This is a genomic window from Rhabdobacter roseus, from assembly GCF_014202275.1.
Taxonomy (GTDB): Bacteria; Bacteroidota; Bacteroidia; order Cytophagales; family Spirosomataceae; genus Rhabdobacter; species Rhabdobacter roseus.
The window spans coordinates 688,450-707,515 of record NZ_JACHGF010000002.1 but is presented as its reverse complement, the minus strand read 5'-3'; the positions used below and the strand labels follow the sequence as shown (position 1 = coordinate 707,515).

Annotated in this window: 18 protein-coding genes; 9 read left to right on the top strand and 9 right to left on the bottom strand. The window is 50.8% G+C overall.

Features of this window, described 5'->3' with window-relative positions; translation table 11 throughout:
• Positions 1–17: 17 nt before the first annotated feature.
• Positions 18–1,445, bottom strand: a complete 1,428-nt coding sequence (locus tag HNQ92_RS08080) for an ATP-dependent DNA helicase (RefSeq protein ID WP_184172967.1) — start codon at positions 1,443–1,445, stop codon at positions 18–20.
• A gap of 140 nt (positions 1,446–1,585) precedes the next feature.
• On the opposite strand from HNQ92_RS08080, the gene HNQ92_RS08075 reads away from it, so the two are divergent.
• From HNQ92_RS08075 to coaD, 4 genes are all read left to right on the top strand, one after another.
• The gene (locus HNQ92_RS08075) at positions 1,586–2,026 is read left to right on the top strand and encodes a CBS domain-containing protein (RefSeq protein ID WP_184172965.1); all 441 of its coding nucleotides are present in this window, start codon (positions 1,586–1,588) and stop codon (positions 2,024–2,026) included.
• Positions 2,027–2,097: 71 nt separating this feature from the next.
• Complete coding sequence (locus HNQ92_RS08070; protein ID WP_184172963.1) at positions 2,098–2,616, top strand: NUDIX domain-containing protein; 519 nt, start codon at positions 2,098–2,100, stop codon at positions 2,614–2,616.
• 64 nt (positions 2,617–2,680) lie between these two features.
• Complete coding sequence (locus tag HNQ92_RS08065; protein ID WP_184172961.1) at positions 2,681–3,562, top strand: DUF3822 family protein; 882 nt, start codon at positions 2,681–2,683, stop codon at positions 3,560–3,562.
• 22 nt (positions 3,563–3,584) lie between these two features.
• Complete coding sequence (gene coaD / locus HNQ92_RS08060; protein WP_184172959.1) at positions 3,585–4,052, top strand: pantetheine-phosphate adenylyltransferase; 468 nt, start codon at positions 3,585–3,587, stop codon at positions 4,050–4,052.
• Positions 4,053–4,193: 141 nt separating this feature from the next.
• Here the strand turns inward: coaD and HNQ92_RS08055 are convergent, their stop codons facing one another.
• The 3 genes from HNQ92_RS08055 to HNQ92_RS08045 all read right to left on the bottom strand — a co-directional run bounded on the left by HNQ92_RS08055 (position 4,194) and on the right by HNQ92_RS08045 (position 5,827).
• Complete coding sequence (locus HNQ92_RS08055; RefSeq protein ID WP_184172957.1) at positions 4,194–4,604, bottom strand: DUF983 domain-containing protein; 411 nt, start codon at positions 4,602–4,604, stop codon at positions 4,194–4,196.
• 47 nt (positions 4,605–4,651) lie between these two features.
• Complete coding sequence (gene trxA, locus HNQ92_RS08050; RefSeq protein WP_184172955.1) at positions 4,652–4,960, bottom strand: thioredoxin; 309 nt, start codon at positions 4,958–4,960, stop codon at positions 4,652–4,654.
• Positions 4,961–5,050: 90 nt separating this feature from the next.
• On the bottom strand, positions 5,051–5,827 hold the full coding sequence (locus HNQ92_RS08045; RefSeq protein WP_343062975.1) for an NUDIX hydrolase: 777 nt from the start codon (positions 5,825–5,827) through the stop codon (positions 5,051–5,053).
• A gap of 14 nt (positions 5,828–5,841) precedes the next feature.
• On the opposite strand from HNQ92_RS08045, the gene HNQ92_RS08040 reads away from it, so the two are divergent.
• Together HNQ92_RS08040 and pyrE are read left to right on the top strand one after the other, a co-directional pair.
• Positions 5,842–7,149, top strand: coding sequence for a hemolysin family protein (locus tag HNQ92_RS08040; protein ID WP_184172953.1), 1,308 nt, complete (start codon positions 5,842–5,844; stop codon positions 7,147–7,149).
• Positions 7,146–7,799, top strand: coding sequence for an orotate phosphoribosyltransferase (gene pyrE / locus HNQ92_RS08035; RefSeq protein ID WP_184172951.1), 654 nt, complete (start codon positions 7,146–7,148; stop codon positions 7,797–7,799). The genes HNQ92_RS08040 and pyrE overlap by 4 nt, the downstream gene beginning before the upstream one ends.
• 86 nt (positions 7,800–7,885) lie before the next feature.
• Here the strand turns inward: pyrE and HNQ92_RS08030 are convergent, their stop codons facing one another.
• On the bottom strand, positions 7,886–8,908 hold the full coding sequence (locus HNQ92_RS08030) for an aldo/keto reductase (protein WP_184172949.1): 1,023 nt from the start codon (positions 8,906–8,908) through the stop codon (positions 7,886–7,888).
• A gap of 178 nt (positions 8,909–9,086) precedes the next feature.
• On the opposite strand from HNQ92_RS08030, the gene ppk1 reads away from it, so the two are divergent.
• Positions 9,087–11,228 carry a polyphosphate kinase 1 gene (gene ppk1 / locus HNQ92_RS08025; RefSeq protein ID WP_184172947.1) on the top strand — a complete coding sequence of 714 codons (2,142 nt, stop codon included), beginning with the start codon at positions 9,087–9,089 and terminating at the stop codon, positions 11,226–11,228.
• Positions 11,229–11,295: 67 nt separating this feature from the next.
• Here the strand turns inward: ppk1 and HNQ92_RS08020 are convergent, their stop codons facing one another.
• Positions 11,296–12,222: an ROK family protein gene (locus tag HNQ92_RS08020; protein ID WP_184172945.1), complete on the bottom strand. Its 927-nt coding sequence runs from the start codon at positions 12,220–12,222 to the stop codon at positions 11,296–11,298.
• Positions 12,223–12,556: 334 nt separating this feature from the next.
• Between HNQ92_RS08020 and HNQ92_RS08015 the strand changes: the two genes are divergently transcribed.
• Positions 12,557–13,150, top strand: coding sequence for a TetR/AcrR family transcriptional regulator (locus tag HNQ92_RS08015; RefSeq protein WP_184172943.1), 594 nt, complete (start codon positions 12,557–12,559; stop codon positions 13,148–13,150).
• A gap of 173 nt (positions 13,151–13,323) precedes the next feature.
• On the opposite strand, the gene epsC is transcribed toward HNQ92_RS08015, so the two are convergent.
• Positions 13,324–14,148 carry a serine O-acetyltransferase EpsC gene (gene epsC / locus HNQ92_RS08010; protein ID WP_184172941.1) on the bottom strand — a complete coding sequence of 275 codons (825 nt, stop codon included), beginning with the start codon at positions 14,146–14,148 and terminating at the stop codon, positions 13,324–13,326.
• A 379-nt stretch (positions 14,149–14,527) separates the two neighbouring features.
• On the opposite strand from epsC, the gene HNQ92_RS08005 reads away from it, so the two are divergent.
• The gene (locus HNQ92_RS08005) at positions 14,528–15,316 is read left to right on the top strand and encodes an alpha/beta fold hydrolase (RefSeq protein WP_343062974.1); all 789 of its coding nucleotides are present in this window, start codon (positions 14,528–14,530) and stop codon (positions 15,314–15,316) included.
• A gap of 83 nt (positions 15,317–15,399) precedes the next feature.
• Here the strand turns inward: HNQ92_RS08005 and HNQ92_RS08000 are convergent, their stop codons facing one another.
• Entirely contained in the window at positions 15,400–17,670 is a 2,271-nt protein-coding gene (locus HNQ92_RS08000; RefSeq protein WP_184172939.1) for an NADP-dependent malic enzyme, read from the bottom strand.
• A gap of 105 nt (positions 17,671–17,775) precedes the next feature.
• A complete protein-coding gene (locus HNQ92_RS07995; RefSeq protein ID WP_184172937.1) occupies positions 17,776–18,984 on the bottom strand; it encodes an MraY family glycosyltransferase in 1,209 nt (402 codons plus the stop codon).
• Positions 18,985–19,066: the final 82 nt, after the last annotated feature.

Genomic DNA, 19,066 nt, shown 5'->3' with positions numbered 1-19,066 from the left:
TGACACAAAGTACCTTTCTACTTGTAAAAATGCGCGTGAAAATTCATGAGAAAAACCTCGTCGGTGGCGCGGGTGATGGCCGTGTAGAGCCAGCGGATAAACTCCGGGTTGATCTGCTCTTCGGGCAAGTACCCCTGGTCGATGAAGACCGCGCTCCACTGCCCACCCTGCGACTTATGGCAGGTAAGCGCGTAGGCAAACTTCACCTGCAGGGCGTTGAGGTAGGGGTCTTTGCGAAGCGCTTCCAGCCGCTCCTTTTTGGATTTGATGTAAAAATACTCCTCCTGCACACTCTCGTAGAGCATCCGGTTGTCGTCGTTGGGTAGGGAAGGCGTAGACGAATGCAGCGTGTCCAGGATGATCTTGGCGTCGAAGTGCGGCTGCTCGTCGTAGTCGGTGAGGCGCAGGGTTACGTCCGCAAAGCGAAACCCGTGGATTTCCTCGGTCCGGCGAATTTTGAGAAGCTCCACGAAGTCGCCGTTGGCGATGAAGCCCGCGGGAGAGTCTTCGTCCAGAACGGAGTAGTTGTTGCGTACCACCATGAGCCGGTCCCCGGCGTCGAGCTCTTCTTCACAAAAATGGATTGTGCGGCGGATGTACTGGTTGTACTGCACGGCCGACTTGTTGGAGCGCGTCAGGATGATGGTGTTCTCGGTGCCGTGTTTGTCGTAGGCGTAGCGGAGGCCGTCTTCCAGCTTTTCACCCGTCATGCGGTAGATGTCCGGGTAGGCCTTGGTCACCAGCCGGATGGTAGGTACTTCGGCCCGTAGCTGCTCGCGCAGCTCAGTAGCGTTAAAGAGTATTCCCGACTGCTCGTCCTGCCGCATCACCTCCGTCAGTTCTTCTTCAAAGACCGACATGAGGTAGTTTTTCTCGAGGTAGGCTTTTTCCAGGGCGGGGCTGAGCTCGCGGCCCACGGGGGGCAGCTGGGCTACGTCGCCCACGAGCATGAGCTTATTGCCGGGATTTTCGTAGATGTACTCAATGAGGTCGGCCAGGAGGCTGCGGTTGCCGAAGTCGGACTCGTCGCTGATCATGGAGGCTTCGTCCACGATGAAGAGCGTATCTTCGTGGTAGTTTTTTTGGCGTTCAAAAACAAAATTCCCCGAGTAGGAATCGGCCGTTTGCTTGTAGATTTTTTTATGAATGGTGAGCGCTACTTTCTTGGAGTAGTTGGACATCACCTTAGCGGCCCGGCCCGTCGGGGCCAGCAGCACCGACTTGTAGCCGTACTTCCTGATGACCTTGATCAGGGTACTTATGATGGTGGTTTTGCCCGTTCCGGCGTAGCCCCGCAGCAAAAAACAGTCACGGTAGCGCTCCAGTCCGTCTTCTTCCAGCAGGAAGGCGTCCATCTGGTTGAAAAACCGCAGCTGGCTGGGGGTGGGCTTAAAAGGAAACTTTTTTATTAACCCCTGCGACGGTTGGGTGTCATCTGTTTTCATGGCAACGAAGCTACTTCAATGGATCAGAAAAAAAAAGTACCGGCTGGCATTCGAGTAGAGGAGAGCGGGCAATAGCTTTTTTGAAAGCAATCTTCTATATTTAATTTCCTAAACGCAATCCCTTCTAAACGCCTAACCCTATGCGAGTTCATCAAATCCTTGCCAACAAACCCATCGACACGATCTGGCACGTTTCACCCGGCACCTCCATGTATGAAGCCCTGGAAATCATGGCTGAGCACAACATCGGGGCGCTCCTGGTGCTGGAAAACCAGGAACTGGTGGGGATATTTTCGGAACGCGACTACGCCCGCAAGGGAATTTTGAAGGGAAGGGCTTCCAAAGATACGCTGATTAAGGACGTGATGACCAGCCGCGTGATTACCGTCTCGACGGAGCACAAAATTGAGGAGTGCATGGGAATCATGTCCGAGAAGCACATCCGGCACTTGCCCGTAGTTAACGACCAAACGCTGGTAGGAATTATCTCCATCAACGACATTGTGTCGGCCATCATTTGGGAGCAAAAGGCCCACATCCAATCCCTGGAAAGCTACATTTCAGGTAATCCTTATTCGTAATATACCGGCTAATCGTAACGCCTGAACCTTTTCCTTGGTTATATTTGCGGGATCAATAACCTGGTTATTCATTGGAAAAGGCAAGAGAAGAAGTTCGAAAGCTCTACGGCAATCGGCTGCGGGTGCGGGTCTGTGGCATTTGTGTTATCGACAACCGGCTGGTCATGGTACGTCACAAGGGCATCGGCCCTACCGATACCTTTTGGTGCCCGCCGGGAGGTGGTATTCAGTTTGGTGAGAACGCTCATGACGCGCTCCGGCGTGAGTTTGTGGAAGAAACCGGCCTGGTGATCGAGCCGAGGGAGATGCTCTTTGTCAATGAATTCATGCAGTCGCCGCTACACGCCATGGAGCTGTTCTTCTCTACGCAGGTACTTGGTGGCGAGGTACTGCTGGGGATAGATCCGGAAATGACCGACGGCAACCAGATTATTTACGAAGTGCGCCTCATGACCATGGAGGAAATCAAGTCGTTTCCCGAGCACGAAGTACACCAGCTATTTCGGTACTGCTCCACCATCGAAGACATTTACGGGCTCAAAGGGTACTTACAGCACGACAATAAAATGGAAATAGTGCCGCAAGGGTAGCAGGAGTAGGTACCTTAGCCGTTATATTAAAAAAGCACACGTGGCCGCGAACGAAACAATGACTATGGAATTACAACCCACCGTAAAGGTGGCGGACGAATCGTTTGGTATTCAGGATACCTCCCGGTGTACGCTCTGTATAGAAATTGACGATCTTCGTTTTCGGTTTTGCGTCGTGGAAGAAGGTACCGCGCACTGCCACTGGCTGGAAGACTACGCCTCGGATACGTTCATGGACGACGGTGAGGTACTTGAAAAAATGAAGCAAATCGCTGCCGAGCATCCCTTCCTGAGTACCGACGGCTGGAAAAACATCCGGGTGGCCGTCAATACCAACACCTTCACGCTGATTCCGGCGGCGATGTTTCGGAAGGAGTACACCGCCGAGTACCTGCGGCTTGCTTTGGGCCGGAGTGTGCTACCCGAAGACCGGGTACTTTACCATTACCTACCGGCGGTTGAGGCTTACAATGTTTTTACCATCCCTACGGCCTGGTCGGAGTGGCTACAAGAGCAGTACCCGCTGCAAAATGTCGCGTTTTATCACCTCACCAGTGCCCTTATTACGGGTGGTTTGGCCAGCCATCAGGAGTACGGCGATTCCCGGATTCTGTCCGTGTACATCGAAGAAGACTACCTCACGCTGGTATTTTCCAAAGACCAACAGCTGGTCTTCTGCAACCGCTTCAAGTACAAAAACCCGGGCGAGCTGACCTACCTGATCCTTTTCACCCTCAACGCCCTGAACTACCTCCCGGAGGAAGTGAAAGTGTACCTCTACGGCGAAATTACCCCCTACGCCGAAACCTACACCGAGCTCGCCCGGTTTCTGCCCCAGCTACTTTTTGGTAAAGTACCCGGTCGGCTTCACTATTTTGATCAATTTGAGGATATTCCGGAGCACCGGTACTTCGGACTCTTGAATACCTACCTGGTACGCTCTTAACTCGTCATTTACGCTATTTGGTATGAAACGCATCGCCTTATTTCCCGGCTCTTTCGATCCCTTCACCAAGGGCCATCAGGACATCGTACAGCGAGGGCTGAAGCTGTTTGACGAAATCGTGATCGGGATCGGGAATAACGCCAACAAGAAGCGGTACTTTCCCATTGAGGTCATTAAGGCGCACATCCAGAGTAGTTTCTCGCCCGAAGATAACGTCAAAGTAATCACCTACGACGACCTCACGGCCCGCATTGCGCGCGAGGTAGGCGCTACTTTTCTGCTCCGGGGCCTGCGTAACACCACCGACTTCGAGTACGAAAACGGGATTTCGCAGGTCAACCGCTTTGTGTACGAAGAGATCGAAACCGTGTTTTTGATCACGTCCCCTCACCTGGCGCCCATTAGCTCCAGCATCATCCGCGACCTGCACCGCTACGGGCAGAACGTCGACGAGTTCCTCCCGTACTCCCTTAGCAACAGCGTGGTGTAGCCCTATGGGGGTACTTTGGGCCAGGGGTATTAGGTTTGGCTTGGTATCGGGAAATTGGGGAAGGTACTTTACGTACTTAAAGAGGTACCTAAGGAAGCAAACGGAGAGGCAGAACAACTACCCCAAGTACCCCGGGAGCCTTTACCCTTTTTTTTCCTCCACGGAGCGCTGCGCCACCTTCGCCCTTTGGGGATCGTAAGAGACGAAGATATTCAGCCAAATAATGCGCGCCAGACGGAAAAATACCGGCAACAGCAGCAGCAAAACCGGAATGAGCGCGTAAAGTACCGGGTAAATATCCAGGCCCAGGTACACCACAAATAGCATAAAGGTGACCACGATAAAAGCCACCGAAAGGGCGTAGCTGATGTACATGGAGCCAATGTAAAAGCCTGGTTCCTTCATAAAAGGCTCGCCACAGTGCTCACAGCGGTCGTTGATCTTGTCAAATCGCTTAAGATCGTACGGATTGCTGGTTTTGAAAAATTTCCCTTCGTGGCACTTGGGGCATTTTCCCGTAAAAATACTGTATAGCTTGGTTCCTTTGAACATAGGGAAGTGCGCGGGTTAATGAAAGCAAAATAAGGTACCTCGCTGACCTAGGCTTGCTGTTGGGTGTATTGCTGAAGTACCTTGGAAAGCTGCTGCGCATTGACGAAGCCCGACTGCCGCCATTTGATCTGGCCCTTCTGAAAAATTATGAGCGTAGGTACCCCCTGGATGCGGTATTGCGCGGCGGCTTTGGGATTTTTGTCAACATCGACTTTCAGGATACGTACCTTATCGCCCCACTGACGCGCCAGGTCTTGCAGCACGGGCTTCATCATTTTACAAGGCCCGCACCACTCGGCAAAAAAATCCACGAGCACGGGCTCTTCCGACTGAATAATCTCTTTGAAATTTCCCATAGCATGATCGCAAGTTGGTGGTACCTACTGGTGTAACAAAAACTATTCCGCAAAGTTGCAAAGGAAAGTACCTCCGCACAGTGACGAATGTCACAAACGTTCGGTCAGGTTCTGCATATTCTGGAGGCATTCCACCACGTAACGGATGGAACTGAACGAGTTGACGAGGATCGCCTGCGCCTGGCGCGGGTCGAGCCACTCCAGTTTCTCAATTTCCTCTTCGGCCTGGGGGGCCATCCGGCTGTCGTCGACGCAGTCCAGCAGGTACCATTTGGTGCGTTTCAGAATGCGGCTATTATTAAAAGTATAGGTATGCCAGGTAGTGCATATTTTCTCCCTCAGTACCGCTTTCACGCCCGTTTCTTCCTCAATTTCCCGCAGGGCGGCGGTTTTGGAGCGCTCACCCTTGTCGAGCTTTCCCTTGGGTAGGTCCCATTTTTTGCGGCGGTACATCAGCAGCCATTTATGATTCTTGGTAACTACCCCTCCCGCGGCCTTAATCACTTTGAACATCCCCTTGATTTTGTCCACGATGGCTGACTTATCGCGCGTGGCCAGGGTAATGGAAAGAAGCTCTTCGGGCGGCTGGCTTTGGAGCATCCCAATGACGTACTCGGCGGTGCTGGTGTTGACATTCAGGAGGAGTACGTGCCCCGACAGGTGGATGGTACGAAGCTTGGTGAGACGCAGATCCACGATGTGATCGAAATGGGCGGTGTCCGACTGAGAAAGCTCATTGGTGCGTACAACCGTGACCGGTCGATCGTCGAAGAAAATGATCATGTAGTTGGTTAGAATGTCAATGGGCAAAATTAAGTAAAGACTTTGTTTTAGCGGGTAGGTATTATTGATAAATTTGTGACGCATCAATTACCTGTTACTTGGAACTGCTCATTATATTGCTACTGGTGCTATTGAATGGCATATTTTCTATGTCCGAAATAGCGCTGGTTTCTTCGCGAAAGTCCCGCCTGGAATCCTCCGCCCGCAACGGCGACAAGCAAGCTCAGGCTGCCCTGGACCTGGCTAACTCACCCAACCGCTTTTTGTCTACCGTCCAGATCGGCATTACCCTGATCGGCATCTTAACCGGGGTATACAGCGGCGATAAACTCACCGCCGACCTGGAAAGTACCCTGGCGGCAGTTCCGGTACCTTTTATTCAGCCTTACAGCCATCCGCTGGCGGTGGGGCTGGTGGTACTTTTGATCACCTACCTTTCCCTGGTACTGGGCGAGCTCGTACCCAAGCGCATCGGCATGGCCAATCCCGAAGCCATTTCGAAGTTCATGGCTACGCCCATGAACTTCCTTTCGCGCCTCACCTCACCCTTCATCGTTCTGCTCAGCTTTTCCAGTGATCTGATCATCCGGCTGCTGAACATCAAGCAAAGCGAAAGCTCCGTTACCGAGGAAGAGATCAAAAGTCTGATTCAGGAAGGTACCACGGGCGGGGTATTTGAGGAAATCGAGCAGGAAATAGTACACAACGTTTTTCAGCTGGGCGACCGCCGCGTGACTTCCCTCATGACCAACCGGCAGGAAATCCTGTGGCTGGATGTGGAGGATTCCGTGGAGGTCAACAAAGCCAAGGTGTACGCCTCCAAGCACGCCATTTATCCGCTCTGCCGCGATACCATCGACAACGTCATGGGGCTGATTTACATCAAAGACCTCATCGGTGACGACATCGACCAGCAGCTTTCCAACCTGAACGCCATCAAGCGCGAGCCGGTGTACCTGCCCGAGAGCAACCGCGCCTACCAGGCCCTGGAAAAATTCAAGGAACAGCGCGTGTACTTCGGGATCATCGTGGATGAATACGGCGGGGTACTTGGCGTGGTGACCATGTACGACATCATGGACGCGCTGGTGGGGGATATTTCCGAGGCCGACGAGTTTGAGACGGAGATTACCGAGCGCGAAGACGGCAGCTTCCTGATCGACGCTCAACTACCCTTCGACGATTTCATTCAGGTTTTTAACGTCAGCCTGCCCGAGTCTGAGCGCAAGGAGCTGGTTGGTTTCAATACGCTGGGCGGGTTTGTTCTGCACGTTCTGGAAGATATTCCCGAAACGGGCGAGACGTTTAGCTGGAAACACTTTGATTTCGAAGTGGTTGATATGGATAAAAGCCGCATTGATAAATTACTGGTAACCATTAATAAAGCAAAGAACCCTAACGAATGAGTACGGAATTAAAAGAGGCAGTAGCCAAAAGAGTAGCCGAATTGTTGTTAGAAGCGCAGGCCATTAAGCTCCGGCCCGAAGACCCCTTTCAGTGGAGCTCGGGCTGGTTGTCGCCCATTTATTGTGACAACCGAGTAGCGCTGTCGTTTCCAGGTACCCGCACCTACATCAAACATGCCCTCGCGGATTTGGTACAAACGGATTTTCCAGAAGCCGAAGCGGTGGTGGGAGTAGCTACGGCGGGCATCGCGCAGGGTGCGCTGGTGGCTGACGCCCTCGAACTACCCTTTGCCTACGTACGGCCCGAGCCCAAAAAACACGGCATGGGCAACCAGATCGAAGGTCGGCTGGAGCCGGGCCAAAAAGTAGTGGTGGTGGAGGATCTGATTTCGACCGGGGGCAGTTCACTCAAAGTAGTGGAAGCGCTGCGGGCGGCGGGCATCGAGGTAGTGGGTATGATTGCCATCTTTAGTTACGGTTTTGAACTAGCCCGTACCAACTTTCAGGAAAAGAACGTCAAGCTGGAGGTACTTAGCCACTACAATGAACTACTAAAAGCGGCCCTGGAGCAGGGGTACGTTTCGGAAGACCAGCTCCAAAAGCTAACCGAATGGCGGCAGGCACCCGATACCTGGGGTAGGGTAGGTTAAGCAAAAAGTCGGGAAGGGTACTTCAAAGTACCCTTCCCGACTTTTTGCTTTTAGAAGTACCTAGCTTGGGTAATACCTGACTCGCTTCAGGAGCGGTGGTTGTGCAGCTGATTGTACAGTCCGCCAAAAGTAACGTCCTTGACACCGTCGGAGCGTAGGAAGTCATGCGGGAAGCCGAGTTCTATCTTGCTGACCTCCTGGAGGCGCCCCAGGTACTCGGGCGGAATGCTGAATTCCAGGCAACCCAGCGAGTCCAGCAGTTGCTGCGTGGTACGAGCTCCTACGATGGGTACCATCACCTGATCGCGCTGGCGGGTCCAGTTGATGGCCACCTGGGCAGGGGTAACGCCCAACTCCTGGGCTACATTGACCACCTCTTGCGCGATCGTCATGCTTTTATCGTTGCGGCGGATGCTGTGCGTAGGTACCCGGCCGTTTTCGCCGCGCAGGTACTTACCGGTGAGCGCCCCGCCCGCAATGGCCCCCCAGGGCGTCACGGCCAGATCCAGCGCGCGGGCCATTGGGAGCAAATCCCGCTCGGGCGTACGCTGGATCAGCGAATATTCAATTTGCAGTGCAACAAAGGGCGACCAGCCGCGAAAATCCGCGATGGTATTAGCCTGCGAGACGATCCAGGCGGGGGTATCCGAAATACCTACGTAATGGACCATACCCCGGCTCACGAGGTCGTCCAGGCCGCGCATTACTTCTTCTACGGGCGTGGTAGCGTCCCACATATGTACCCACAGGAGGTCGATGTAATCCGTTTTGAGTCTTTTTAAACTTTCCTGAACCGACCTGAAAAGATTTTTCCGATGGTTTCCGGCAAAGTTCAGGTCGCCGTTGCGGTCTTTGAGCGTATACTTGGTGGCCAGTACCCAGTGGTCGCGGTCGGCCTCAATAAATTCGCCCAGGAAGCGTTCGGAAGTACCTTCGGTGTAGCGGTTAGCGGTGTCCAGAAAATTCCCTCCGGCTTTTCCGAAGGTCTCGAAGAGGCGGTAACTTTCCTGCTTATCGGCTCCCCAGCCCCATTCTGTTCCGAAGGTCATGGTACCCAGGCAAAGCTCTGAAACCCTTAGGCCTGAGCGCCCCAATAGTCGATAGTGCATGATAATAAGTAGCGTGAAAGTAGTTAGAAGTACTTGGATACTGCATTAGTCCTAGAACGAGGTACTTTGGGGAGTGGTTCGGCGGCGCGTACTTTTTTCAAAAATAAAGTTATATTGCCTGCCCCGGCATTTGTGGCTACCTTGGATAAAATTTTGATTGCCTTTCACCTATTCCCGTATGATTGACGTATCGCATCCGTACTTCGACACCAACCTGAGCTGGCTTTCGTATAACTACCGGTTATTACTGGAAGCCAAGGACGAGTCCGTGCCCCCCCGCGAAAGACTCCGTTTCCTAGCGCTGTACTCGTACCACATCGACGAGTTTTACCGGGTGCGGATTCCTACGCTGATGGCCATGAAAGAAGTAGGTCCGGATATTCTGGAAAAATTGAACCTGTACCCGGAGCCGCTGCTGGAGCACATTCAAGAAACGGTGGATAATCAGCTGTCCGAATTTGGAGACATCCTTTCGAACCGCGTGCTACCCGACCTGGCGGCGTCTGGGGTACATCTGTACTTCAAAGAGAACTTCATTCCTGAGCACCAGGATTTTGTGCGCAAGTACTTTGTCGACAAAGTGTTCAGGTACCTTCAGCCCGTATTTCTGAACGGCCGCAAAAGTACCAAAGTGACTTTTTTTGAGCCCAACCGGCTTTACTTTGTGGTCAGGCTACTCCGCCGCAACGACCCCCGGGAGGTTTGGTACGCCTACGTTAACATACCATCGGCGCAGCTGAGTCGTTTTGTGGAGCTGCCAGAGCACGGCGGTCAGAAACAAGTCGCTTTTCTGGACGACATCGTGCGCTACAATCTGTCGATCCTCTTCCCGGGCTACGAAACCATCGACTGCTTTGCCGTACGGGCCGAGCGCGACACGGAGCTTTCCATTGAGGATGATTACCCGGCCACCATGGCCCAAAGAATCAATAAACAGCTCGAAAAACGCAATTTTGTGCAGCCGCACCAGTTCTTTTGCGAGATGGGCATGCCCCTCGAAATGCGGGAGTACCTCTCGGGCCGGGTGGGGATACTCATGAATGAATTTCACGAGCGGGGTAGGTACCTCTACTGCCAGGACTTAGCCGATTTTCCTTCGTTGCACCGGAAGCTCGACTACCCCGTCCAAAAAGCCATCGGCCACGTGGAGCTGCGGGAAGGGGAATCGATTTTTGATGCCCTGCAAAAGAGCGACCAGCTTCTGCACCTGCCCTACCATTCGTTCGATCCGGTGGTGCGGTTTTTCAACGAAGCGGCGGTTGACCCCTTCGTACGGGAAATTTTTGTTTCTTTGTACAAAATAAGTGCTAATTCATTCATAGTCAATTCACTGATAAGCGCCGCCCGCAACGGGAAGCGGGTCGTTACCTTCGTGGATCTGAATCCGAAGTACGACATCCAAGAAAACCTGCAATGGGCTAAAAAGATGAAGGAAGCGGGGGTGAAAATTATCTTCAGCATTCCGGGGCTGAAGGTTCACGCCAAAATAGCGCTGGTGAAACGCAAAGTAAAAAAAGGGTGGGAGCGCTACGCCTACCTGGGTACGGGGGGCTTCCACCGCCTGACGTCCCGGGAGTTTGTGGACCACGCCCTGCTGACTAGCCACCGCGAGCTTACCAACGAGCTCGAGCTACTCTTTGGGTACCTGTGTACCCGTGAAGACCCCAAGAAGTACCGGTACCTGCCTTTTAACTACCTGCACGTATCGCAATTTAATGGCACCAGGAAGATCATCGAGCTTATTGACCGGGAAATCAAAAATAGCAAAGCCGGCCTCAAAGCCACCATTTCCATCAAGATCAATCAGCTTCAGGACCAGGTACTTATCAGCAAGCTGTACCAGGCTGGTAGGGCGGGCGTGGAGGTCAACATCATCGTGAGCGACTGCTGCTGTTTAATCCCCGAACTACCCACGATCAGTGACAATATTACCGTAACGCGCCTGGTAGACAGGTACCTTGAGAACACCCGTATTTTTTACTTTTCCAACCGGGGCAAAGAAGAAATCTACCTGTCGTCGGGCGATTGGACGTACCGGAACTTCCACCGACGGATCGATGTGGGGTACCCCATCCTGGACGACTACCTCAAATCGCAGATGAAGCAGGTACTTAAAAACTACCTCAATGACAATCAGAAAGCCGTTCGGCTGGATACCTACCAACACAACGTACAGCTTCACTCGGAGCAACCAGCGCCTAAAGTACGGGCTCAGGAAGCCAACTACCGGCTTGCCGAACGGCTCGAGCACCGTACGCCCAGTTTATTTCAGCCCGCAGCTTCCGAAGAAGCCCTACCCGATCCGGTGAAAGTACCTTGAAGAAGTACCCTGAACCGAAAGCAGGTAGCTTTTGCTCAGGGTACTGGATAAGAAAAGTACCTGCATTTTATTTGAAGGTGAGCATAGCCGCCCCAAAAACACCCGCGGAATCGCCCAGCTTTGGACGCACGATGGGCGTATCGAACCGATCGTTAAATACGTACTTGGCGGCCCGTTTGGGGCCTTCGGTATACAGCAGGTCTATATTCCCAACGCCACCGCCCAGCACGATGGCGTTGGGGTCCAGGATGTTGACGATTACGGTAATGGCTTTCCCGAAGTTTTCCAGCAGACGTTCCACGGTTGCCGTGGCGTGCGGGTCATGGCCCTGTTGGTGGCGCTCCACGATCTGGGGTAGTTTCAAAGAAGTACCACTGATTTCCTGGTAGTAGCGCTGTAGGGCGGGGCCGGAAAATACCTGCTCCACGCAGCCATACTTGCCACAGTAGCAGGGGTACCCGTCCTTTTCGAGCTCGTTGTGGCCCCATTCGCCTCCAATTCCCTGCATCCCGTTTAATACAAAGGCCTGGCCGTCGTTTCCGCGCAGCACTACGCCGCCGCCCACGCCCGTACCCATAATGACCCCAAATACCGATCGGAAGTTAGGAGCAATGTCCTGTACGGCACCCATTTGGGCTTCGGCCAATGCAAAACAGTTGGCATCGTTGGCAATCATAACCGAAGTACCTAAGGTACTTTCGAGGTCGCGGTGGAGAGGCATCCCGTTCAGGCAGGTAGTGTTGCAGCCTTTCATGGTTTGGCGGGTTGGATCCAGCGTGCCGGGTGTCCCGATGCCCAGCGCTTCGGGCAAGTACCCCGTTTCGGCTTTCATGGTATCCACGAGGGTAGCTATGCGCTGTATAATGTGGTGGTAACCCCGGTCGGCTTCGGTGTCGATACGATGGCGGAACACGACCGAGTCTGGCGAAGAACCCGAAAGAATAACTCCCTCCACCTTGGTACCTCCCAGATCAATTCCCCAATAAGTTTGCATATCAGTTAGTTAAATGAGTTGTAAGTTTACTATTGTACTGTTTTTTAATGTAGTAGGACCCTCTTTCGGCTCCTAAACTTACAAATACCTGATCAGAACTGAAAAGCACACTACGCTTACTAAAAATTACGGGCAAAAGAAAAAAAATAGCGCGTTCCTGTACGAGGTTGATAGGGAGGAGGTTGGTGAAAAAAGCCGTCCCTAAAGCGGGTTTTCTTTTCGGAACAGCACGGGCTTAAGGGTGAATTAATACCTAACACCGTTTGGAAAGCATGGCTAAAGTTTTAATTTTGGAAGCTGTTACTCTAATCCAACGTTAACCAATACATGCTCAATGGGAATTGTAGAACGCCGCGAACGGCTTAAGAAACAGGTACGTTCGGACATTATCAAAACGGCCAGGGAAATTGCCCGCGAAGATGGCTGGCAGGCCGTTTCCATCCGCAAAATCGCCGACGTGATTGAGTATAGCCCTCCCATCCTTTACGAGTACTTTGAAAGCAAAGACAAGCTCCTGGAGACCATACGGGCCGAGGGGTTTACTTTTCTGCGGGAAGAATTTGAACGAATAAAAAACCTGTATCGAAATGCCGAGAAACAGCTGGCCGAAGTGGCGCAGTCGATCTGGAATTTTGCCATGAGCCAGCCGGAGGTATTTCAAGTGATGTTTAACCTGGAAGGAGCCTACTGCCAATCCAAGCAGGTGTACGTACAGGAAATGAATATCTTAGGAAATCCGGTATGGGAGATGATTGCCTTTTTACGGCCAAAGGCCGGCGAGATGGTGACCAAGACCTACTACGAATGGTGGTGCCTTACTTTTGGCTTTATCAGCATTACCATCACCACGCAGCCTCATTATGCCCTCAGACATGCTGAGCCGGTATACATGGAAGGAGTGAGACGTTTTATTCGCAGTATTAAATAATAAATATTCTCTAAGTGAATAAACATTTACGCTAGTTCTTTAACAACGATAGCCTAGCAAGTACCCGGCTTTCTGTAGAATATGTCTTTACGCACATTAAGTTAAAAGGCCTGAGACGGTGTTTGCTCAACACCGTCTCAGGCCTTTTTTGCAATCTTTATTTAGCCAATGATTTAGGCTATCTGTCTTTTTACTTCCACCTCGCTTTGGTGATATACGTGGGAGTAGGGAAGTACGCTATAGGTAAGCCAGGCATTGCCTCCGATCACGGAGTCATGGCCGATGACCGTTTTTCCGCCCAGAATGGTGGCGTTGGCATATACTACTACATTGTCTTCAATGGTAGGATGGCGCTTGCTGGCGGCCAGGGATTTGGCCACGTGCGTAGCCCCTAAGGTAACACCCTGATACAATTTTACGTTATTACCAATGTGCGTCGTTTCACCGATAACTACCCCCGTACCGTGGTCAATAAAAAAAGAATGACCGATCACGGCGTTAGGGTGAATGTCGATTCCGGTTTGACTGTGGGCAAACTCAGTGAGCATACGAGGAAGTAAAGGTACCCCGCACTGAGCCAGTAGGTGGGCGATTCGGTAGGTTGCAATGGCCATAAATCCCGGATACACCGCAATCACCTCCTCGATCCCGACCGAAGCAGGATCGTTTTCTGTAATTGCCTGGGCGTCCAGCAGGATTAAATTATAAATGGTGGGAAGCTCTTCAAAAAAATGGCTGCTTATTTCCGAACGGTCCCGAGTAAGCTGAGGACCAAGCGGGCTAAGCAGGCAATCCAATTGTTGTTGTAACTCCTGATACACCTCGGGCAGACTACCAGCCTGGGTACTTTTTCCACAATCCTGACTGATTGGGAACAAAAAATTGATCAGACGCTGTAAAAAACGACCCCCTTCCTGTCGCGACGGAAGCCGGTACCGGTACTTTTCGTTTTGTTTGGATAAGCGTTGAAAAAATAGCTCCTGCTGTTCTGCGGTCATTGGTGGCTAATTTGGAGTGCTCGAGTAGGCTAACCTATTCCGAAACAAAGTAATGGTGTAAAAAATTGTAGTTTGTGCTTTTTTTGAAATATTTTTTTGTCCTACCGCTTTCCCCTGCTTCTAGGGAATTCAAAAATGCTGGCACGGTTATTAGTCTAATAATGTGCAAGTTCCGTTGCTTTTAATGATTAAAACCATTATTTTAAAGTTTTCGGACGAAAAACGCCGACGGTCAAGGGAAAAATTTTCATCTATGAGATCATTCAGTTTTGTCAGTCATTGGTTAATCATCCTACTGTTATCAACGGCCCTTTCTTCCTGTTTTTCAAAATACCGAACTACGGCTCGCGACGTGAGGAGGCACTACGCTACTGTAGATGTGAAACCTACTGTCAGTTGCATTCAGAATGACAGCCTGTACATTCAGGTAGCCAGCACAGGTGCCGATACGCTTCCCTTACTTTTGCTAATTCACGGTGCGCCGGGCGCTTGGTGGGGATATATGAATATCCTGGATGATCCCGACTTGCAGAAAAAATTTCATATTGTATCCGTGGATCGTTTGGGATACGGTAAGTCGCGCTTCAAGAACAAGAAGTTCATTACGTCCATCCAAACGCAAGCACAGTGCCTAAGCGCGGTATTGAGCTTAAATAAATCCAACGAAAAAGCGATTATTTTGGGAAGATCCTACGGAGCACCCATTGCTGCTTCCATTGCTGCCATGCAACCCGACAAGGTAAAGGAGCTTATTTTGGTATCACCGGTCATTGATCCCGAAAAAGAAAAGTTTTATTGGTTTTCGAAGTGGGGCCGAAATCGGTTGGTTCAGTTATTCCTTCCCCGTGAATTTAACGCGGCTACGGCCGAAAAATACGCGCACTCGGAAGAGCTACGGCAGATGCTACCCATCTGGAAAAACGTGACGGTACCAACCACCGTCCTTCAGGGGGGAAATGATTGGATTGCCGATCCGGAAAATATTGATTTTGCCAAGAAGCATATTGCCAGCACTCAAACGCAATTCATTCTGCTCCCCAACGCGGGCCACATGATTACCTTTTCCCACGCTGACTTGCTCAAGGAAATGATTCTTCGTATCAACAGCTATAACGAGAAATCGATTACCATCGACCTTTCGGAAGTAGAAGTAGCCGGGGGGAAATGACTATTTTTTCAAGCGCTACAAAAACGGTCAGGAAATTTTCCTGACCGTTTTTGTAGCGCTTGAAAGTCAATAAAAGAGCACGGCTAGTTTTTCATCTGAGCCTCCACTACGGCAATTGCTACCATGTTTACGATCTCACGTACGGAACTACCTAGCTGTAGTACGTGCACCGGCTTTTTGAGACCCAGGAGGATGGGCCCAATGGTTTCGAGCTGAGCAGCTTCTTTTAATAAGTTATAGGCAATGTTACTAGCCGAAAGGTTTGGAAAAATTAGGGTGTTGGCACCTTCCTCGATCAGGTCACTAAACGGATGATTGTTTTTTAACAAATCCGTATCGAAGGCCAAATGGGCTTGCATTTCCCCGTCGATAATCATGGATGGGTACTTTTTCTTTAGAATTGCCACTGCTTCGCTCATCTTCTCGGCATCTTTTCCGCGGGCGCTGCCAAAGTTTGAGTACGTTACCATGGCAATGCGGGGCTTGATGTTGAAACGCTCGATAGCCTGAGCCGTGAGCTCCGTGATTTCGACCAGGTCTTCTACCGATGGGTCGAGGTTGACGGTGGTATCAGAGAAGAAAAGTGGCCCTCGGGGCGTGAGAAGTATGTACATACCGGCCACCCGGCTCACTCCTTCTTCTTTTCCTATGACGTGCAGGGCCGGACGAATGGTATCCGGATAGGTGCGGGTTAAGCCGGAAATAAAAGCATCGGCTTCTCCGGTCTCTACCATCATGGATCCGAAGTAGTTGCGGTAATACATCATCCGCCGGGCTTCACTAGGCGTAACGCCTTTACGCTTTCTTTTATCGTAAAGTACCTGCGTGTAACGCTCAATGGCGGCCTCGCTCTCGTCGGCCCGTGGGTCAAGAATAACGACTTCGCTCAAGTCCAGGTTATTTTCAGAAATAAGCCCATGTATGGCCTTTTTATCACCAAGAAGAATTGGTGTGGCAATCCCTTCGTCCCTAACCTGCTGAGCTGCTTTAAGTACCTGGATATTTTCGGCGTCGGCAAATACCACTCTTTTGGGATCTGTTTTGGCTTTGTTGAGGAGTACCCGCGTGAGCTGTTCGTGTCGGCCCAGCCTCCGGTGCAGTTCCTGCTCGTACGCATCCCAATCGGTAATCATGGTACGCGCTACGCCCGTATCCATAGCGGCCTTGGCTACGGCAGGTGCCACACTGGTAAGCAAGCGTGGATCAACGGGCTTGGGAATGATATAGTTTTTACCAAAGGCCAGGTTAGGCTCGTTGTACGCCAGGTTAACGATGTCCGGTACTGGTTTTTTGGCCAGGTCTGCCAAGGCATGCACAGCCGCCAGCTTCATTTCTTCGTTGATTTCCGTAGCGCGTACGTCCAGGGCTCCGCGAAATATATAGGGAAAACCAAGTACGTTATTGACCTGGTTGGGATAGTCGGAGCGTCCCGTCGCCATGATGATGTCAGCGCGGGCTTCTACGGCATCCGGATAAGCGATTTCGGGATCTGGATTGGCCATGGCAAAAACGATTGGATCATTGGCCATAGAACGTACCATATCCTGTGATACTACGTTCGCTACCGAAAGCCCCAGGAATACGTCGGCGCCTTCCAGCGCTTGTTCCAGGGAGTCATAGGCGTGGTTGGTAGCAAATCCACTTTTGAGCTCGTCCAGGTCGGTGCGGCCCGTATGGATGTGCCCTTTCCGGTCGAACATGGCTACGTTTTCGGGCTTCACGCCCAGCGAAAGATAGAGCTTGGTGCAGGAAACGGCCGAAGCACCTGCCCCCGATACTACCACACGTACGGAACCAATATCCTTTTTTACTATTTCCAGGGCGTTGAGCAAGGCGGCCGCACTGATGATAGCCGTCCCGTGCTGATCGTCGTGCATGACGGGGATATTGAGCTCTTTTTTGAGCCGGGCTTCAATTTCAAAGCACTCGGGCGCTTTGATATCTTCCAGGTTAATTCCTCCGAAGGTAGGCTCCAGGATTTTGACCGTACGGACAAATTCGTCCACATCCTTCGTGTTTAGCTCGATGTCGAAGACGTCAATGTCGGAGTATATTTTAAAGAGAAGGCCTTTTCCTTCCATGACGGGCTTGGAGGCCTCCGGACCTATGTCGCCAAGGCCCAGTACGGCGGTACCGTTACTGATCACCGCCACCAGATTTCCCTTGGCGGTATATCGATACACATCTTCAGGATTTTCGGCAATTTCCAGGCAGGGTTCGGCTACGCCCGGCGAGTAAGCCAGAGAAAGATCTCGCTGCGTGTTGGTCTCTTTGGTAGGAATGACCTGAATTTTACCAGGCCTTCCCTTTGAGTGATAATGAAGTGCGTCTTCTTTGCGAATATTCTTGTTCATACGTATTAGGGACTGTTTTGCCGCTAAGGTACAAACATTAGTAGGAACACAAGAAACCAAACTTTTATTTTATTGCGAAGATATTGTGCTTTATGAAGAAATGCTTTAAAGATTTCTTAGTATTTTTTTGGTTGGAGAGAGGCTGGATCCTGAATAGCTAGGGCTTTTAACCATCCCTTTTTTTTCTTTAACAAAAGTAGCGCGTCTTTTTAGTAAGTAAGCCGCAAACATATACAGCACAAACAAGCCAATGTATATGTAGAGGGAATCGGTGTTGGACACGTCCCCGTGGAATGAGAAGAAGAGGATCATGTTAACAATGGTGACCATCCACAAAGTAAATGAAGCTTGGAAATGGTTGAGGCCATTATCAACCAGAATGTGATGCAGGTGATTGCGGTCCGCTATAAAAGGGGAACCACCCTGAATCAAGCGAACAATGAAGACCCGCAGCGTATCAAAAATCGGGACGATGAGCATAACCATAACAATGATCGGGGCATTGAAAAACACGGTGGGGTCGTTGCGGTAACCCACGTTGAGGCGTAGAAATTCAATGGTAAAAAAAGAGAGTAAAAAGCCTATGACGAGAGAACCGGTATCCCCCATGAAAATCTTGCTGGTTTTGGAAAAATTAAAGCGTAGGAAACCTAGTAGCGCTCCTGACATGGAAAAAGCCAGGCAGCCAAACGTAAAGTGACGGTTGATAATAAACCAGGTACCCAAGCCTAAGCCCGTAATAAGACTGATGCCCGCAGCTAGCCCGTCGATGCCATCAATGAGATTAATGGCGTTGATCAGAGCAATAAAAATGAATATCGTTAAGGGAATACTGACGAAGTCAGGAATGTAATGCCAGCCAAAAATTCCGTAAAGATAATCTACCTTGAAATTTCCCATGACTACGAGCGTCAGAGTGGCTCCTATCTGTACGATCAGCTTCTTGGCTGAATCCAGGGCTAAAATATCATCTTTCAATCCCAGAAAAAACAGAATGGTCAAACCTACCATCGACAAACTCGTAAGATTGGAGTCTTGGGTTTCTTCGGCGTGAGGCCAAAGAAAAAAAGCGATAAGCGTACAGGCAAACAAGGCAATACCACCCAAGGTAGGGGTGTCAGTGCTATGGGAGCTTCTGAAACCAGGCTTCGCCGTGAGATTGAGCAAATTAGAAAGGTTGATGATAATGGGGATGGAAATAATGGACAGGAAGCAAGCAACCAAAAAGGATAGAATGCATTGGTAAACTTCATGGTCGAGGATGCTTCCGAAAAATCCCCCAAACAGTATATCAGATAGTAATGTATTTTTCATAGCTATGTTTGTAATATCTAGATAATAAAGGATACAAGAAATGTTCATTCTGTGTATTCAAGTATTATAGTGAAGTAAAGAT

Bases quoted from the DNA above. Each gene is read 5' to 3' on its own strand.
- HNQ92_RS08080 (WP_184172967.1), bottom strand. From the start codon at position 1,445: ATGAAAACAGATGACACCCAACCGTCGCAGGGGTTAATAAAAAAGTTT.
- HNQ92_RS08075 (WP_184172965.1), top strand. From the start codon at position 1,586: ATGCGAGTTCATCAAATCCTTGCCAACAAACCCATCGACACGATCTGG.
- HNQ92_RS08065 (WP_184172961.1), top strand. From the start codon at position 2,681: ATGGAATTACAACCCACCGTAAAGGTGGCGGACGAATCGTTTGGTATT.
- coaD (WP_184172959.1), top strand. From the start codon at position 3,585: ATGAAACGCATCGCCTTATTTCCCGGCTCTTTCGATCCCTTCACCAAG.
- HNQ92_RS08055 (WP_184172957.1), bottom strand. From the start codon at position 4,604: ATGTTCAAAGGAACCAAGCTATACAGTATTTTTACGGGAAAATGCCCC.
- trxA (WP_184172955.1), bottom strand. From the start codon at position 4,960: ATGGGAAATTTCAAAGAGATTATTCAGTCGGAAGAGCCCGTGCTCGTG.
- HNQ92_RS08045 (WP_343062975.1), bottom strand. From the start codon at position 5,827: ATGCGTCACAAATTTATCAATAATACCTACCCGCTAAAACAAAGTCTT.
- pyrE (WP_184172951.1), top strand. From the start codon at position 7,146: ATGAGTACGGAATTAAAAGAGGCAGTAGCCAAAAGAGTAGCCGAATTG.
- HNQ92_RS08030 (WP_184172949.1), bottom strand. From the start codon at position 8,908: ATGCACTATCGACTATTGGGGCGCTCAGGCCTAAGGGTTTCAGAGCTT.
- ppk1 (WP_184172947.1), top strand. From the start codon at position 9,087: ATGATTGACGTATCGCATCCGTACTTCGACACCAACCTGAGCTGGCTT.
- HNQ92_RS08020 (WP_184172945.1), bottom strand. From the start codon at position 12,222: ATGCAAACTTATTGGGGAATTGATCTGGGAGGTACCAAGGTGGAGGGA.
- HNQ92_RS08015 (WP_184172943.1), top strand. From the start codon at position 12,557: ATGGGAATTGTAGAACGCCGCGAACGGCTTAAGAAACAGGTACGTTCG.
- epsC (WP_184172941.1), bottom strand. From the start codon at position 14,148: ATGACCGCAGAACAGCAGGAGCTATTTTTTCAACGCTTATCCAAACAA.
- HNQ92_RS08000 (WP_184172939.1), bottom strand. From the start codon at position 17,670: ATGAACAAGAATATTCGCAAAGAAGACGCACTTCATTATCACTCAAAG.
- HNQ92_RS07995 (WP_184172937.1), bottom strand. From the start codon at position 18,984: ATGAAAAATACATTACTATCTGATATACTGTTTGGGGGATTTTTCGGA.